This is a genomic window from Leisingera sp. M523 (assembly GCF_025141335.1).
In the GTDB taxonomy this organism is placed as follows: Bacteria; Pseudomonadota; Alphaproteobacteria; order Rhodobacterales; family Rhodobacteraceae; genus Leisingera.
Map to the genome: position 1 here is coordinate 2,575,562 of NZ_CP081036.1, position 15,689 is coordinate 2,591,250.

At 63.9% G+C, this 15,689-nt stretch carries 15 protein-coding genes; 13 read left to right on the forward strand and 2 right to left on the reverse strand.

What is annotated here, in order from left to right; all coding sequences use genetic code 11:
- Nucleotides 1-45: 45 nt before the first annotated feature.
- From K3557_RS12720 to K3557_RS12730, 3 genes are all read left to right on the forward strand, one after another.
- Complete coding sequence (locus K3557_RS12720) at nucleotides 46-840, forward strand: hypothetical protein (protein WP_259994280.1); 795 nt, start codon at nucleotides 46-48, stop codon at nucleotides 838-840.
- A 211-nt stretch (nucleotides 841-1,051) separates the two neighbouring features.
- Nucleotides 1,052-1,657, forward strand: coding sequence for a YceI family protein (locus K3557_RS12725; protein WP_259994282.1), 606 nt, complete (start codon nucleotides 1,052-1,054; stop codon nucleotides 1,655-1,657).
- 109 nt (nucleotides 1,658-1,766) lie between these two features.
- On the forward strand, nucleotides 1,767-2,990 hold the full coding sequence (locus tag K3557_RS12730) for an MFS transporter (protein WP_259986313.1): 1,224 nt from the start codon (nucleotides 1,767-1,769) through the stop codon (nucleotides 2,988-2,990).
- 140 nt (nucleotides 2,991-3,130) lie between these two features.
- Here the strand turns inward: K3557_RS12730 and K3557_RS12735 are convergent, their stop codons facing one another.
- Both K3557_RS12735 and K3557_RS12740 read right to left on the reverse strand, forming a co-directional pair.
- Complete coding sequence (locus tag K3557_RS12735) at nucleotides 3,131-4,843, reverse strand: flotillin family protein (protein ID WP_259994284.1); 1,713 nt, start codon at nucleotides 4,841-4,843, stop codon at nucleotides 3,131-3,133.
- A 59-nt stretch (nucleotides 4,844-4,902) separates the two neighbouring features.
- Nucleotides 4,903-5,646, reverse strand: coding sequence for a YqiJ family protein (locus K3557_RS12740; RefSeq protein WP_259994286.1), 744 nt, complete (start codon nucleotides 5,644-5,646; stop codon nucleotides 4,903-4,905).
- A gap of 233 nt (nucleotides 5,647-5,879) precedes the next feature.
- Here K3557_RS12740 and metG point away from each other — a divergent pair, with 233 nt between their 5' ends.
- The 10 genes from metG to K3557_RS12790 all read left to right on the forward strand — a co-directional run bounded on the left by metG (nucleotide 5,880) and on the right by K3557_RS12790 (nucleotide 15,597).
- A complete protein-coding gene (metG, locus tag K3557_RS12745; RefSeq protein WP_259994288.1) occupies nucleotides 5,880-7,598 on the forward strand; it encodes a methionine--tRNA ligase in 1,719 nt (572 codons plus the stop codon).
- A gap of 367 nt (nucleotides 7,599-7,965) precedes the next feature.
- Entirely contained in the window at nucleotides 7,966-8,145 is a 180-nt protein-coding gene (gene hemP, locus K3557_RS12750; protein WP_259986339.1) for a hemin uptake protein HemP, read from the forward strand.
- Nucleotides 8,146-8,155: 10 nt separating this feature from the next.
- Nucleotides 8,156-8,635: a hypothetical protein gene (locus K3557_RS12755; protein WP_259994290.1), complete on the forward strand. Its 480-nt coding sequence runs from the start codon at nucleotides 8,156-8,158 to the stop codon at nucleotides 8,633-8,635.
- A gap of 28 nt (nucleotides 8,636-8,663) precedes the next feature.
- Nucleotides 8,664-9,932 (forward strand): imelysin family protein, encoded by a 1,269-nt coding sequence (locus tag K3557_RS12760; protein ID WP_259994292.1) that lies wholly within the window; start codon nucleotides 8,664-8,666, stop codon nucleotides 9,930-9,932.
- 90 nt (nucleotides 9,933-10,022) lie between these two features.
- Entirely contained in the window at nucleotides 10,023-11,036 is a 1,014-nt protein-coding gene (locus K3557_RS12765) for a porin (RefSeq protein WP_259994294.1), read from the forward strand.
- Between the two features lie 212 nt (nucleotides 11,037-11,248).
- Nucleotides 11,249-11,542: a bacterioferritin-associated ferredoxin gene (locus K3557_RS12770; protein WP_129371629.1), complete on the forward strand. Its 294-nt coding sequence runs from the start codon at nucleotides 11,249-11,251 to the stop codon at nucleotides 11,540-11,542.
- Complete coding sequence (bfr, locus tag K3557_RS12775) at nucleotides 11,490-11,978, forward strand: bacterioferritin (RefSeq protein WP_259986352.1); 489 nt, start codon at nucleotides 11,490-11,492, stop codon at nucleotides 11,976-11,978. The genes K3557_RS12770 and bfr overlap by 53 nt, the downstream gene beginning before the upstream one ends.
- On the forward strand, nucleotides 11,935-13,497 hold the full coding sequence (locus K3557_RS12780) for a di-heme oxidoredictase family protein (protein WP_259994296.1): 1,563 nt from the start codon (nucleotides 11,935-11,937) through the stop codon (nucleotides 13,495-13,497). Before bfr ends, K3557_RS12780 begins: the two co-directional genes overlap by 44 nt.
- Nucleotides 13,497-14,516, forward strand: coding sequence for an imelysin family protein (locus K3557_RS12785; protein WP_259994298.1), 1,020 nt, complete (start codon nucleotides 13,497-13,499; stop codon nucleotides 14,514-14,516). Before K3557_RS12780 ends, K3557_RS12785 begins: the two co-directional genes overlap by 1 nt.
- 1 nt (nucleotide 14,517) lies before the next feature.
- On the forward strand, nucleotides 14,518-15,597 hold the full coding sequence (locus K3557_RS12790; protein WP_259994299.1) for a DUF1513 domain-containing protein: 1,080 nt from the start codon (nucleotides 14,518-14,520) through the stop codon (nucleotides 15,595-15,597).
- Nucleotides 15,598-15,689: the final 92 nt, after the last annotated feature.

A 15,689-nucleotide genomic window follows, 5' to 3' on the forward strand; every position in this document is an offset into this window, starting at 1 on the left:
GGCTCAGCGCTTGAGAACAAAGTAAGAACGTGGCATACTGTTCTCATGCCGACTCACCTGCTCACCCGCCGCCGCCACAGATCCCGCCCGGCCCTGTCCGTGATGGAGGGGGTTGCGCTGGAGCATGGCCGCGTGCACGAGGCCTGCGGCCCTGCCCGCGGCAGTTTTGCGCTGTGGCTGGCCGCCGCCGCGCAGGACATCGCGCCGGGGCCGGTCCTGTGGCTGCCGCCGCCGCAGGGCGGCAAGCAGCTGAACCCGGACGGGATAGCGGAATTTGCCAGCCCCGCCCGCTTCCTGTTCGTACAGGCCGCCCGGGCCGAGGATCAGCTTTGGGCCATGGAGGAAGCCTTGCGCAGCGGTGCTGCGGCGCTGGTGGTGGCAGAACTGGCTGAGCCGCCCGCCATCACCCCGGTGCGGCGGCTGCATCTGGCGGCAGAGGCAGGCGGGCGCTTCGGCCCGGCGCCGTTGGGCCTGCTGCTGACCCCCGGCACAGGCGGCGCCCAGGGCATCGAAAGCCGCTGGCACCTGGCGCCTGCCCATCCCCCTTTGCCCCATGATCTCTTGCCCCCTGACGTGCCTGCACACAGCCCCCCGCCCGGCCCGGCCGGCGATGGCGCAGCAAAGACCCGGAAGTGCTGGACCTTGCAGCGCCTGCGCGCCCGCACCCTGCCGCCCCGCGGCTGGCAGATCACCCAGGCCGCTGGCAGCTGCCTGCTCCGCTCTGCTTCGTGCCGCCCTGCCACCCGCACCGCAGCCCCGTACGCCCAAGACGAGCCCCAGTGCCTTGACGATGCCCTCCCGCGCCCGCAGGCGGGCCTGGCTGCGCCAGCACCGCCTTAGCGGCCTTGGGCCCGGCACCGGGCTATGCCCGGTGCCGGGCCCAACAGGCAGAGGCTTTTGCCAAAAAGCTGATGCCTGGCGGGAGCCCGCCGCCGCGTCACAGGCTCCCCCCGCGAAAGTGAGCAGCCTGCGGCGGAAAATCCGGATAAGCTCAAGGTGCGGCATCGGAAACGCCATGTAAAAGCGCTATGCAACCGGAGAAGAAGCCCCCATGAGCAATCACAGGATGCACCGGCGGAGCCTGATCGCCTGCCTTGCGGCCAGCCTGCTGGCCCCGCAAAGGCTGCCCGCAGCGATCCTGCCTTACCACCTCATTCCCGATGCCACCGACGTGCGCTTCACCTTCCGGCTCAGCGGCCAGCCGCAACAGGGGCGGATCCCGGTCCGCGCCGCCCGCATCCGGATCGATCCGCAGAACCTGGCCCGCAGCCAGGCCGATATCACGCTTGACGCCAGCCGCGCCCGGACCGGGCTGATCTTTGCCACCGAGGCGCTGAAAAGCCCCGGCGTGCTCAACACCGCGCGCTTCCCGGAAATCCGTTTCCGCTCCACCGGCGTCCGCCTCGGGCCTGACGGACGGCTTTCAGGCGGCGCGCAGATCGGCGGCGAACTGACCCTGCGCGGAACCACCCGGCCGCTGACCTTGCAGGCGGCGCTCTACCGCCGGCCCGGCACCGCCGCCAGCGATCTGCGCGAACTCGACGTGCATCTCAGCGGCAGTCTCAGCCGCGCGGCCTTTGGCGCCACCGGTTATCCGGATCTGGTCGCCGACCGGGTCACCCTCGCCATCAAGGCCCGGATCCGCCAGGCGGGCTGACCCCCGGGGCCGCGCCCGGTGCCGAAAAACACCGCCGCGCAAGAATACGACACCGCAATGACGGAAACCGGCTGGCAATGCCGCCGCAGCCTGTCATGGTCGGGCCGTTATGCGCCTGATCATCTCCTTTGCCGCCCTGTTTCTTTCTGTCATCCTGCTGCAGCTGTCGACCGGAGGCGTCGGCCCGCTCGATGCTATCTCGGGCCTGACGCTGAATTTCACCAAGGAGCAGATCGGCCTGCTCGGCTCGGCCCATTTCTTTGGCTTCTTCATCGGCTGCTGGTGGGCGCCGCGGCTGATGGGCAATGTCGGCCATTCCCGCGCCTTTGCGGTCTGCACAGCACTGGGGGCGATGGGGCTCTTGGGTCATACGCTGACGGAAAATCCCTATGCCTGGGCAGCGATGCGGATTGCCTCCGGCCTTTGCGTGGCCGGCGCCTATACGGTGATCGAGGCCTGGCTCAACGCCAAGGTCACCAACGAGAACCGCGGCCGCGCCATGGGCACCTACCGGATTGCCGATATGAGCGCCTCGCTGGCGGCGCAGCTGATCATCGCGGTGCTGCCGCCAGCGGTCTATATCTCCTACAACCTGCTGGCCGTGATTTGCTGTGCGGCGCTGCTGCCCCTGACCCTGACCAAGGCCAGCCAGCCGGAAACCCCCGATGCGCCGCGGCTGCGCCCCAAGCTGGCCTGGCGCTGTTCGCCGCTGGCGGTGGCGGGGGTGATCGTGGCGGCACTCAGCTCGGCTTCGTTCCGGATGGTCGGCCCGGTCTATGGCCAGGAGGTCGGCCTGGAAATCGGCCAGATCGCCTTTTTCCTCGCCGCCTTTGTGCTGGGCGGCGCGCTGGCGCAATACCCGATGGGCTGGCTGGCCGACAAATACGACCGCCGCTGGGTGCTGATCTGGCTTTCCGTGGCTGCCATCGTCAGCTGCGCTGTCACCATGGCTGCCAGCGGCACCGGCACCCTGGGGGTGATGCTGGCGGCGGGGTTCTTCGGCTTCACCACCTTCCCGATCTTTTCGGTTTCCGCCGCGCACGCCAACGACTTTGCAACATCGGAAGAGCGGGTGGAACTGGCAGCAGCGCTGATGTTCTTCTTTGCCCTGGGCGCCATTGCCAGCCCCTATGTCTCCTCAACGCTGATCAGCTTTTACGGGCCGCCTGCCCTGTTTGCCTATGTGGCCTGCGGCCATGTGCTGCTGATCGCCTTTGGCCTTAGCCGGATGAAAGTGCGCCCGACCCCCGAAGAACGCACCAATTATGTCTATGCGCCGCGTACGTCCTTTACTATCGGCCGCCTGCTGAAACGCTCGCGCGGGAGGCAGTGAAACAGGTCAGCATCTCTGCCTGATTGTTTCGCGCGCGAAACATTCCGGCAGCAGCATTGACCCTTTAAGGATCTGTTTACGCTTAAGAAAAAGGGGCCGGAAAACTCCGGCCCCTTTTGATGTTCCAGGAAGCTGAATAATCAGCTCTCAGCCGCGGCGTCATTTGGCGCCGGACCTGCCGCAGCGCCATTCAGCCGCGGCACATCAGAACCTTCAACCGCCTCCGGCTCAACACCCAGCGCCTGGCTGGCCACACCGCTGACACCGTTTTCCATCGACAGGCCCAGCTCCTCGCCCAGCTTCTTCAGCGCGGGCATCTGCACCGCCATGCCCATGATCGAGTCGAGCGCCTGATTGACCACCGGTTTCTCGGCGCCGGTGCCGGCCCCAGCCGCCGCATAAGGCGCACTGCCGCCGATACCGCTGACCTGGTGGATCTTGATCGAGTCGATCTTCTCGGCCGGTTTCACCATCTCGGAGATGATCGCAGGCATCGCCTCGATCCGCGCCATGTCGATCTTCATCCGGATCAGCTCAGCCGACAGCGCGTTCTCGGATTCAACAATTGCGCGTTTGCCTTCTGCCTCCGCCAGCATGTCGTTCTTCTTGGCCTCGGCCCGGATGTTGAGCGCATCAGCCTCGGCCTGGGCTTCCTCACGGCGCGCTTCGGCACGGTCCGCAGCCGCGTCTTTTTCGGCCTGGGCCGCCAGACGGATACCGGTTGCCTGACGCTCGGCTTCGCGGGTGGCTTCGATCAGCGTGATCTGCTTCTGGCGCTCGGCCTCGGCCACTTCACGGGCGGTTGCCACCGCCTCGGTTGCCTTGGTGGCCTCGGCCCGCGCCAGATCCGCCGACGCACGGGCGCGGCTCTCTTCCTCGGATTTCTGCTGAATGATGATCTGGCGTTCCTGTTCTGCAACCTCCAGCTCGCGCTCCTTGGTGATTTCGGCGTCGCGGATCTTGCGCTCCCGTTCGATCTCGGCAGAGCGGATGGCCTCTTCACGTGCGATCCGCGCACGCTCGCTCTCGCGCATCGAATCCTCGCGCCGCTGCGCCACTTCGGACTCCTGCGCGGCCTTCATGGTTTCGATCTGCTGCAGCTGCGAGATCTTGGCCTGCTCTTCATCCTGTTCAATGGTCAGACGCTGACGCTCAGCCTCCATCGCGGCGCGGCGCACCGAGACCTGGGTATCCGCGTCGATTTGCGCGCGCTCCTTTTTGGACTGGGCAATCACCTCGGCCAGTTTGCGCATACCCACGGCGTTAAAGGCGTTGTTTTCGTCCAGCGCTTCAAACGGTGTCTGGTCCAATGCGGTGAGCGAGACAGACTCCAGCGACAATCCGTTTTTCAACAGGTCCTCAGACACCGCATTCTGCACCTCCTGCACAAAATCGGCGCGTTTTTCATGCAGCCCGTCCATGGTCATCTGCGCAGCCACAGCACGCAGGCCGTCGATCAGCTTGCCCTCGATCATCTCGCGCAGCTGTTCGACGTCAAAGGTGCGGTCGCCCAGGGTTTGCGCGGCGCGGGCAATGCCCTCAGCCGTTGCCATCACCGAGACGTAGAATTCCACCCCCACATCCACCCGCATCCGGTCCTGGGTGATCAGCGCGGCATCACCGTCCCGCTTCACTTCCAGGCGCAGGGTTTTCATGTTGACGGGGCTGACCTCATGCAGCAGCGGCACAACGATGGTGCCCCCGTCCATGATGACCTTTTTGCCGCCAGCACCGGTTTTCACCAGGCTGATTTCACGGGTGGCCCGGCGGTAGAGACGGCCAAGGACCAGGCCGAAGATGAGAAGAAAGATAAGAATGCTCGCCACGACGATGAGCAGGAATTGAAATTCCATGCGGAATACTCCCTTGGATAACTGGATTTGTAAGTTTTGGTTTCGATTGTTCGGACAAGTCAGTCCGAGAGAGGGATCAGCACAAACCGGTCCTTGCGGCGGTCGCGCATCACCAGCACTTCGGTGCCCTGCGACAGTTCCTCGCCCGAAGCAAAAGGTTCGGCGCGCAGGTAATGGGCATTGCCATAGCCATCAGTGACACGCACCTCGGCCGGGCGGCCCTGCGCGGCGGTGCCTTGGGTGATCACCCCGCGGCGGCGGCCCAGGCTGCGCACAGACAGCACCTCGGTCTCGGTCTGCGGCAGCAGCCGGGCAAACATCCCGCCAAAGCCGCGTGCGAACCACAGGCCAAAGGCGCCGACAGGCAGCCCCGCCATCCAGGCCGGTGCGGCAAAGCCCAGATATGACATCAGCACCATCTGCAGGCCAATACCGCTGAGGCCAAAGCCCATCAGCAAGGCCGCGAGCCAGATCAGCGCCGGCATCCGCCCCAGCCCCAGCCAGGACGCCAGACCGCCCGAGGCATCAGCTGCACCGGCGCTGTCCGGCGCGTCCACACCGTCCAGATCCGCAAGGTCAACGCCTCCCAGATCTCCAAGATCACCCAGATCACCCAGGTCGCCGGCATCCGGAAACGCCCCGATGTCCGCGCCATCCGCCGCGTCCAGCCCTGCGTCGCCATCGCTGCCGATCAGACTGCCGCCCAGCAAAAGCGCCAGCAGCTCCAGAACTGCCAGTCCGCCCAACAGGGCCAGGGCAAGGGTGAACGGCGCAAATGCGCCATCGAGAAGAAAGTCAAACACCTATGGGCGGCTCCTAATTGTATGCACTGGTATACAATGCAGATGGTAACGCCCTCGTGAACTTTCAAGGGTTTGAAACAGATTTTCGCAACCAATGAGTGCGCCAGCCCCCTGTTCAGTTCAAGCGGGAACTGCCGCTGGTTCTCCAATTTTCAGGGAAAACCGCAGCCGGGGTTTCCGCCGCCTGCGCCATGCGGTAGACGGGCGTTTGACGCATTACCTGGATGGATAGCATGGCACGCATTCTGATCACCTCCGCGATCCCTTACATCAACGGGATCAAGCATCTGGGCAACCTGGTCGGCTCGCAGCTGCCGGCCGACCTTTATGCCCGGTTCCAGCGCGGACGCGGCAATGAGGTGATGTTCCTCTGCGCCACCGACGAGCACGGCACCCCGGCTGAGCTGGCCGCCGCCAAGGCGGACAAGCCTGTCGCGGAATTCTGCGCCGAAATGCACGCCGTCCAGTCGGAGATCGCCAAGGGCTTTGCGCTGTCGTTCGATCACTTCGGCCGCTCCTCCAGCCCGCAGAACCACGCGCTGACCCAGCATTTCGCAGGCAAGCTGGCCGAGGCCGGGCTGATCCGCGAAGTGACCGAAAAACAAGTCTACTCCCACGCCGACAGCCGCTTCCTGCCTGACCGTTATATCGAGGGCACCTGCCCCAATTGCGGCTATGAGCGCGCCCGCGGCGACCAGTGCGAGGAATGCACCAAGCAGCTGGACCCCACCGACCTGATCAACCCCCGTTCCGCCGTGTCCGGCTCCACCGATCTGGAAGTGCGCGAGACCAAGCACCTGTATCTGTGCCAATCGCAGCTGAAGGACCAGCTGGACGCCTGGATCGACAGCAAACACGACTGGCCGATCCTGACCACCTCGATTGCTAAGAAGTGGCTGCATGACGGCGATGGGTTGCAGGACCGCGGCATCACCCGCGATCTGGACTGGGGCGTGCCGGTCAAAAAGGGCGGCGCGGACTGGCCGGGCATGGAAGGCAAGGTCTTCTATGTCTGGTTTGATGCACCGATCGAATATATCGCCGCTGCTGGCGAATGGGCCGAGGCCAATGGCAAGACCGACGCCGACTGGCAGCGCTGGTGGCGCACCGACAAGGGCGCCGACGATGTGAAATACGTCCAGTTCATGGGCAAGGATAACGTCCCCTTCCACACCCTCTCCTTCCCGGCCACTATTCTGGGTTCCGGCGAGCCGTGGAAGATGGTCGACCACCTCAAATCCTTCAACTACCTGAACTATGACGGCGGCCAGTTCTCCACCTCTCAGGGGCGCGGTGTGTTTATGGATCAGGCGCTGGAGATCCTGCCCGCGGACTACTGGCGCTGGTGGCTGCTGTCCCACGCGCCGGAAAGCAGCGATTCCGAGTTCACCTGGGAGAATTTCCAGCAATCTGTGAACAAGGATCTGGCCGACGTGCTGGGCAACTTTGTCAGCCGCATCACCAAGTTCTGCCGCTCCAAGTTCGGCGAGGAAGTTCCCGCAGCCGGCGAATACGGCGAGCAGGAACAGGCGCTGATTGCTGAACTCACCACCCGCATCCGCGCCTATGAAGGCCACATGGAGGCGATGGAGGTCCGCAAATCGGCGCAGGAGCTGCGGGCGATCTGGGTTGCGGGCAATGAATACCTGCAATCCGCAGCACCCTGGTCGGTGTTCAAAACCGACCCCGACCGCGCCGCCGCACAGGTGCGTCTGGGCCTGAACCTGATCCGGCTTTACGCGGTGCTGTCGGCCCCCTTCATCCCCCAGGCCTCAGACACGCTGATGGCAGCAATGAACTCGGACGACCGCAACTGGCCCGAAGATGCGGCGGCTGCCCTGTCCGCCCTGCCCGCAGGCCACAGCTTCACCGTGCCCGAGGTGCTGTTTGCCAAGATCACCGACGAGCAGCGCGAAGACTGGCAGGCGCGTTTTTCCGGCACCCGCACCTAATCCGTTGCACATGGAATTCTGAAAGGCCGCCCATTGGGCGGCCTTTTCTGTTCCTCTATCTTCTTCTGTCATCGCAAAAATTATTCCCTACTAAAAAACTCGGATTGACATAGCTGAGTAAATAAATCAGGTATACGGCATTCCAGCCAGCCTGACTCGGTTCAGGCGAGCCCGAGTGACATTTAATCAACCGAGATCGCCCCATGCCGACCAGAGACAACCGCCAACGCGGCCCGCAGACCCAAGAGCTGGAGCCCGAGGACATGCGCCAATTGTGGCCGCAGGTTTTTGCGCCCTCCGGCGCTCTGTCCGGTTTTTGTCTGGAATGGCTTCTGGACCGGGCGGAATTCAGCAATGGGCGGAAGATATGAACCAGATTGCCTCCAAGCCGGTGCCGGCCAACGCCACCACCGCAACCACCGAAGTGTTCCCCACCTACCACGCCGAGGACCTGACCCGCGGCGGCGTGCAGGCCCGTATTCTGCTGAACGGGCAGATCTATTCGCTGCGCATCACCCGCGCAGGCAAGCTGATCCTGACCAAGTGAGCGGACGGCCATGAGCACTGCGCACCCTTCCCCCCGCGGCGGCGTGACCGTCGGCACCCTGTCCGAGCTGCCGCCGCTGGAGGCCGGCGCGGTGATCTATCTGCGCCATTGGTTTTCCGGCGCCGAGACCCGCGACCAGATGCGCCGGGACTTCGAGGTGAATTTCGGACCCGAAATGGCCGAAGCCGCGTTTGAGGCTTTTGGCTATCTCTGCAACTTCTGCGCCACCCATGGCCGCCGCCCGCTGGTGCGCCACGGCATGACCTGCAAATGCCTGGGCGCGGATGAAAACTGCTTTGCCAATCTTCTGGCCTGTGCTGCCGAAGGCCAGCAGGACGATGCACAAATCATTGCCTCGCTGATCGTCACCCCGCGCAAGGCGTCCGAGCTGACCCGGCTGGCATCTGACTGCGGCCTGCTGCTGCAGCAGATCATGGCGCCGCGCCCGCCGCTGCAACCGGCCCGGCCCGCAACCGCCACCCTCCACTGAATTCACTACATAACTAAGGACTTAGCTGATGAAATCCCTGTTTCTCACGGGCACTGCCCTTGCCGGTCTCGCCTTTGGCGCCACCGCTGCCCTTGCCGCCGACAAGGCCGCGGTGCTGACCAACTATGCCAATATCGCCGAGGCCAAATACCAGGACAGCCTGGCCACCGCGCAGGTGCTGAAAGCCGCTGTTGACGCGCTGGTCGCACATCCGTCGGCTGAGAACCTGGAAGCCGCCCGCGCCGCCTGGATCGCCGCCCGCGTGCCCTATCAGCAGTCCGAAGTCTTCCGGTTCGGCAACGCCATTGTCGATGACTGGGAAGGCAAGGTGAACGCCTGGCCGCTGGACGAAGGCCTGATCGACTATGTGGACGCCTCTTATGGCGGCCCGACCGACGAGAACACCCTGGCATCGCTGAACATCATCGCCAATCCCAGCTTCGAGCTGTCCGGCAAAGCCATTGACGCGGCCAAGATCACACCTGAGCTGCTGGAAGGCGCCCTGCATGAGGCCGACGGGGTCGAAGCCAACGTGGCCACCGGCTACCACGCCATCGAGTTCCTGCTGTGGGGCCAGGACCTGAAGGGCACTGAACACGGCGCCGGCGACCGCCCCTGGACCGACTACGCTGCGGGCGATGCCTGCACCGGCGGCAATTGCGACCGCCGCGGCGAATACCTGCAGGCAGCGACCGAGCTGCTGATCAATGACCTGGAATGGATCGCCGCACAGTGGGGCGCCGAGGGCGAAGCCCGCACCACGCTGCTGGGCGATGAAAACGCCGGCATCACCGCGATGCTGACCGGCATGGGCTCGCTGTCTTATGGCGAGCAGGCGGGCGAACGGATGCGTCTGGGCCTGATGCTGAACGACCCGGAGGAAGAACATGATTGCTTCTCCGACAACACCCACAACAGCCACTACTACGACGGCTTGGGCGTGCAGAACGTCTATCTGGGCGAATATGTCCGGGTGAACGGCGAGCTGGTCTCGGGCGCATCGCTGGCCGATCTGGTGGCCGCCAAGGACGCGGATCTGGACATCGAGATGCGCAGCAAGCTGGCGGGCACCATGCAGGCCCTTGGCCGGATCAAAACCGCAGCCGAAGCAGGCCTGTCCTACGACCAGATGCTGGCCCAGGGCAACAAAGCCGGCGAAGCGCTGGTGATGGGCGGCGTCAACGGTCTGATCGACCAGACCCGCTCGATCGAAAGGGTAGTGACCACGCTTGATCTGGGCGGCGTTGCCATCGAAGGCTCTGACAGCCTTGACAATCCCTCGGCAGTCTTCGAATAACGTCTAACAACGTAATAACATAACAGAATCAAAATGAAGGGACCTGGCCGCCATCAGCGGCCAGGTCCCTCGACAGAAAGAAGAACCCCCATGAAAATCAAACCCTCCGCGGCGCTGGCTCTCAGCGCGCCCGTTTTTCTGTGCGCAAACGCCGCCCTGGCCCAGGGCTTCAGCTGGGAAGGCGAGATCGAGATCGCCAATGAAAGCGTGCTGTCTTCCGATGACGCCGCTGCCGAGATCCGAGACACCTTTGCCGTGATCACCGCTTCCGGCGCCTATACATTCGGCAATGGTGTGGAACTTTTTGCCACCGTCACCGCCGAGTCGCTGACCGACGCTGCCGATGACCGCACCTTTGATGACATGGGCGTCTATATCGAAGAACTCGGCGTTTCCTTTGGTATCGGCAGCGCCACCACCGTCTCAGTTGGTAAACTGCACCCGGTGTTCGGTACCGCCTGGGATGACGCCGCAGGCTATTTCGGCAGTTCCATCGCCGAAGACTACGAGCTGGTCGAACAGATCGGTATCCTGGCGGACGTAGAGCTGAACGGCGCGGGCACCCTGTCCTTCGGTGTGTTCTACGCTGATGATTCCGGCCTCAGCCGTTCTGTCGGTTATGACCGCGGCCGCACCGCCACGGCTGACGGCGGCGCCGGCAACACCGGCGAGCTGGACAACTTTGCCATTCAGTGGACGCAGGAAACCGGCAATACCCGCTACCACATCGGCGCCCGCCACCTAAGCGCAGGCGCCGGCGACGTAGATGACGAACAGGGTTTTGTCGCAGGCCTCGCCCATGCCTTTGACGGCGGTTTCGGCCTCTACGGCGAAGTGGCCTCCTTCTCGAACGCTGGCGGCTCGGCGGATGATGCGCTGTATGCCACCCTGACCGGCGCCTACACCATCGGCAACGTGACCCTGTCCGGCGGGCTGGTGCATCGCGATCTGGACAGCGCAGGCGAGACCGACCTGATCACCATCGGCGCAGATTACGAATTTGAAAACGGCTTCACATTGGGCGGCGGCCTGGCCCGCGTCGATGAGGCCGGCACCAAAAGCACCGTCTTTGGCGTGAACCTGATCATCCCGCTTGGTGCGTGAGATTTCCCTCGGTGACGTTTGGCATCCCCTGAACAGAACCACATCTTGGGGCCGCGAATTGCGGCCCCTTTTTTTACCCGTCCGGATCCCGCCCGCGGCATATACCCAAGCATTTTACTCTGGATACCCCTTGAAACCCCAGTAATTCTGTCGGATATATTTTCCAACGGAATCACTTGGCCTTTGCGCCACCGGGCAAGGACGCGAGCAGCATGATCGTTTGCCACTGCACACAGATCTCGGACCACGACATCCGCGCAGCCATCGACTGGATGCGAAATGCCGATCCCGAAACGATAATCACCCCTGGCAAGATCTATCACGCCTTGGGGAAAACCGCTGATTGCGGCGGCTGCATGCCGCTTTTCCTCGACACCATGCGCGCGAATGCTAATCTGGAAGTCCCTGCGCAGCTTCAGAATTTAGGCGCAGGCCGAATTCAGGAGAGTGAATATGCAGGGCGACGCCAAGGTCATCGACTATCTCAACAAAGCATTGCGACATGAGCTGACAGCGGTCAGCCAGTACTGGCTGCATTACCGGCTGCAGGACGATTGGGGCCTGGGCAGCATGGCCAAGAAAAGCCGCGAGGAAAGCATCGAAGAGATGCAGCACGCTGACAAATTGATTGAAAGGATTTTGTTCCTCGGCGGTCACCCGAACCTGCAGAAGCTTGACCCGCTGCGGATCGGCCAGACCCCGAAAGAAACCCTCGAATGCGACCTTGCCGCCGAAGTGGACGCCCGCGCGCTTTACAAGGAAGCCCGCGATGCCTGCAACAAAGCGGGTGACTACGTCACGCAAAAGCTGTTTGAAGACTTGATGGCGGATGAAGAAGGCCACATTGATTTCCTCGAAACGCAGCTTGAACTGCACGACCGGATCGGCGCCGAAAACTATGCCCAGCTCAACGCCACAAAGATGGCAGAGATCGAAGACTAAACTGTTTCTGGCTGCCGCATTTGCGGCGGCCACCCCCGTTGCGGCGCTGGATCTGGCCAGCCAGTATCAGGCAGAACCGCATCTTTCCCCCCTTCCCCGCACTGACGCCGAGCGCGCCCGGATTGAGGCCGTCACCGCTCCGGCCACGGATTTTTCCGCGCCGGAACACTTCGAGAACCTGCCCGCTGGTGCCGCCACTGTGCGGGCACGGGAAGATGACGAGGCGTTCTCCCAGCACTCTGCCAACCTCAGCTTTGAGCAGGAGCTGGAGTTCAAACTGGGCAACGGGCTGTTCAAGAAGATCTGGGTGTTCTCGCCCGCGTCCACCCTGGCCTCCGACGGGCTTGGGCCGCTGTATAACGCCCGTTCCTGCCAGCGCTGCCACCTGAAGGACGGCCGCGGCCATGTGCCGGAACAGCCGGATTACACCTCCACCACCATGTTCCTGCGGGTTTCCATACCCGGCCCGGTTCCCGCGGAATTGCAGGAAGTCCATGACTACATCGGCACCGCGCCCGATCCGCACTATGGCAGCCAGCTGCAGGATTTCTCCGCCCCCGGCATCGCGCCGGAGTACAAGCTGCAAGTGGAGTACGAGGAATTCGAAGTTGCCTTGAGCGGCGGTGAAACGGCCACCCTGCGCCGTCCCAGCTACACGGCTGCAAACCTCGGCTACGGCCCGCTGGCCGAAGGCGCCATGCTCAGCCCCCGCGTCGCCCCGCCGATGATCGGCCTTGGCCTCTTGGAGGCGATCCCCGCCGCCGATATCCTTGCCCATGCAGATGAGGGTGACACAGACGGCGACGGCATTTCAGGCCGCGCCAATCTGGTCTGGTCGCGTGAATTCAACCGGGTCATGCTGGGCCGCTTTGGTCTGAAGGCCGGAATGCCGACCGTTCACGAACAATCCGCCGGCGCGTTTTCCGGCGATATCGGCATCTCCACCCCGCTGTTCCCGGCCCATGCGGGCGAGTGCACCGAATTGCAAACCGCATGCCGGATCGCCCCGCATGGCGGCGGTGATTCCCGTGAAACCGAAATCGACCAGCCGAACATGGATCTGGTCACCTTCTACAGCCGCAACCTCGGCGTTCCCGCAAGGCGCAACACCGGCGACGCTCAGGTGCTGCGCGGAAAACAGGTATTCTACGGCACCGGCTGTGCGTCCTGCCACGTGCCGAAATACGTGACCCACCGGCTGCAGGACCGCCCCGAGCAGAGTTTCCAACTGATCTGGCCCTACAGCGACCTGTTGCTGCACGACATGGGTGAAGGCCTGGCCGACAACCGCCCCGAGGCCCGCGCGACGGGTCGCGAATGGCGCACCGCGCCGTTGTGGGGGATTGGCCTGACGCAGCAGGTCTCGCCGCGCGCCACCTTCCTGCATGACGGCCGCGCCCGCACCCTGCTGGAGGCCATCCTGTGGCACGGCGGCGAGGCAGAGGCGGCCAAAACCGGCGTGGTGGAGCTGCCGCCGGAAGACCGCGCCGCCCTGATCGCCTTTCTGGAGAGCCTCTGATGCGCGTCCCTACCCCCTCTCTTGCTCCGTCCCTCGTCCTGGCCTTTGCACTCGCCGCAGCCCCTGTTGCCGCGTCGGAGCTGTCCAGCAGCATTACCGATCAGCTGATCCTCCCCGCCTTTCAGGAGCTTGCAGAGGACGCCGAAGCTCTGGCGGAAACGGCCAAGACGGACTGCGATCCGCAATCCGCCCCCTTGCGCGCGGCCTATGGCGCCGCCTTCGATGCCTGGATCGCCGCCAGCCATTACCGCTTTGGCCCAACCGAAACAGACAGCCGCGCCTTTGCGCTGGCTTTCTGGCCCGACAGCCGCAGCAAAACGCCCAAGGCGCTAGGCAATCTGATCCGCAGCGAAGACCCGGACATCTCTGACCCGGCGCAATTCGCCAGCCACTCCATCGCGGCCCGCGGCTTTTATGCGCTGGAATACCTGCTGTATGATCCGCAGCTCTCCGCCGCGGGCAGCGATGATTACCGATGTGCATTGACCCGTGCCATCAGCATCGACATCGCGGCCACGGCTCAATCCATCAACACGGACTGGGAACAGAACTACGCCGCCGAAATGCACAGCCCCGCGGACCGCTACCAAAGTGACGAGGAAATCACTCAGGAACTGCTCAAGGCGCTCAGCACAGGGCTGCAAGTACTGGACGACATGCGCCTGGGCCGCCCGCTCGGCACCTTTGACCGCCCGCGCCCCAACCGCGCCGAGGCCCGCCGTTCGGGGCGCAGCCTACGCCATGTGCTGGTTTCGCTGAACGCGCTGGAGCCATTGGCCCTGGCGCTGACAGACAGCCGCGCGGATCTGCAATCCAAGATCACTGCCGGTTTTGCTAAAGCCCGCAAGAAGGCCGGGACCCTGAACGATCCGGTCTTTGCCGGCGTGGCGGATCCCGCCAGCCGCTTCCGCATCGAATCCCTGCAGCAGGAGATCATAAACCTGCGCGCGCTGGTGTCCGGGGAACTGGGTCCGGCCCTGGGTGTTGCGGCTGGCTTCAATTCCCTGGACGGCGATTGATATGGCCACCCGCCGCGGATTTTTGGCCGGTCTTCTGGCCACAGGCCTGGCCCCGCAGGCCAGTTGGGCCAACGCCGGCAGCCCCGCTTTTCTGTCTGCCGGCAAGGACGCCAGCGGCACCTTCCTGCTAGCGGGTCTTACAGAAAACGGCGAAATCCTGTTCCGCCACCCTTTGCCGGCCCGCGGCCATGCCGCCGCGGCGCATCCGGTCCGGCCCGAAGCCGTGGCATTCGCCCGCCGCCCCGGCCGCTTTGCCGATGTGATTGACTGCCGCACGGGCACCGCCCTCGCCCGGCTGGAGCCGCCTGCGGGGCATCATTTCTATGGCCACGGCACATTCTCCCCCGATGGCAGCCGCCTGTTCACCACCGAAAACGATTTCGGGAATGCACGCGGTGTGATCGGCGTTTGGGATGCAACGGACGGCTACAAGCGCATTGCCGCCTTCGCCTCCGGCGGCATTGGCCCGCACGATATGCTGCTGCGCCGGGACGCGCCGGGACTGGTCATCGCCAATGGCGGCATTGAGACCCACCCCGATAGCGGCCGCGCCAAACTGAACCTTCCGGACATGCGCCCGAACCTCAGTTACTTGGGCTTTGACGGCACCCTGCAGGCGCAAATGGAACTGCCGCAAGAGCTGCATCTGAATTCCATCCGTCACCTTGCCATGCGTGCCGACGGCACCGTTGGTTTTGCCATGCAATGGCAGGGGGATCCGGGCGAAGCCCTGCCTATCGTGGGCCTGCACCAGCCCGGCAGCACGCCCCGCCTGATGGCCGATGGCGACCCGCGGGTGCTGAACCTCAATGGCTATGGCGGCTCCATCGCTTTCTCAGCGGACGGAGCGCAGATCGGTGTCACCTCTCCGCGCGGCGGGGTGCTGCAGGTGATGGATACCGGAACCGGGGATCTGCTGCAGGAGCACCGCATGACGGATGTCTGCGGCCTTGTAATGTCCGATGCCGGCTTTACCGCAAGCACCGGCAGCGGGCAGTTTTTCGGGGTTTCAGCATCCGGCAAACACCCGCTGCACCGGTCGGATCTGGCCTGGGACAATCACCTGATCCCGCTCACCTGAGAAGACACAGCCTGGCAGCAGTCCCGGCGTGTCCGCAACCGCGTGCCGTTTCGTTTTGTGTATCGTCGAACTCATAACGAAAACACAAGGTG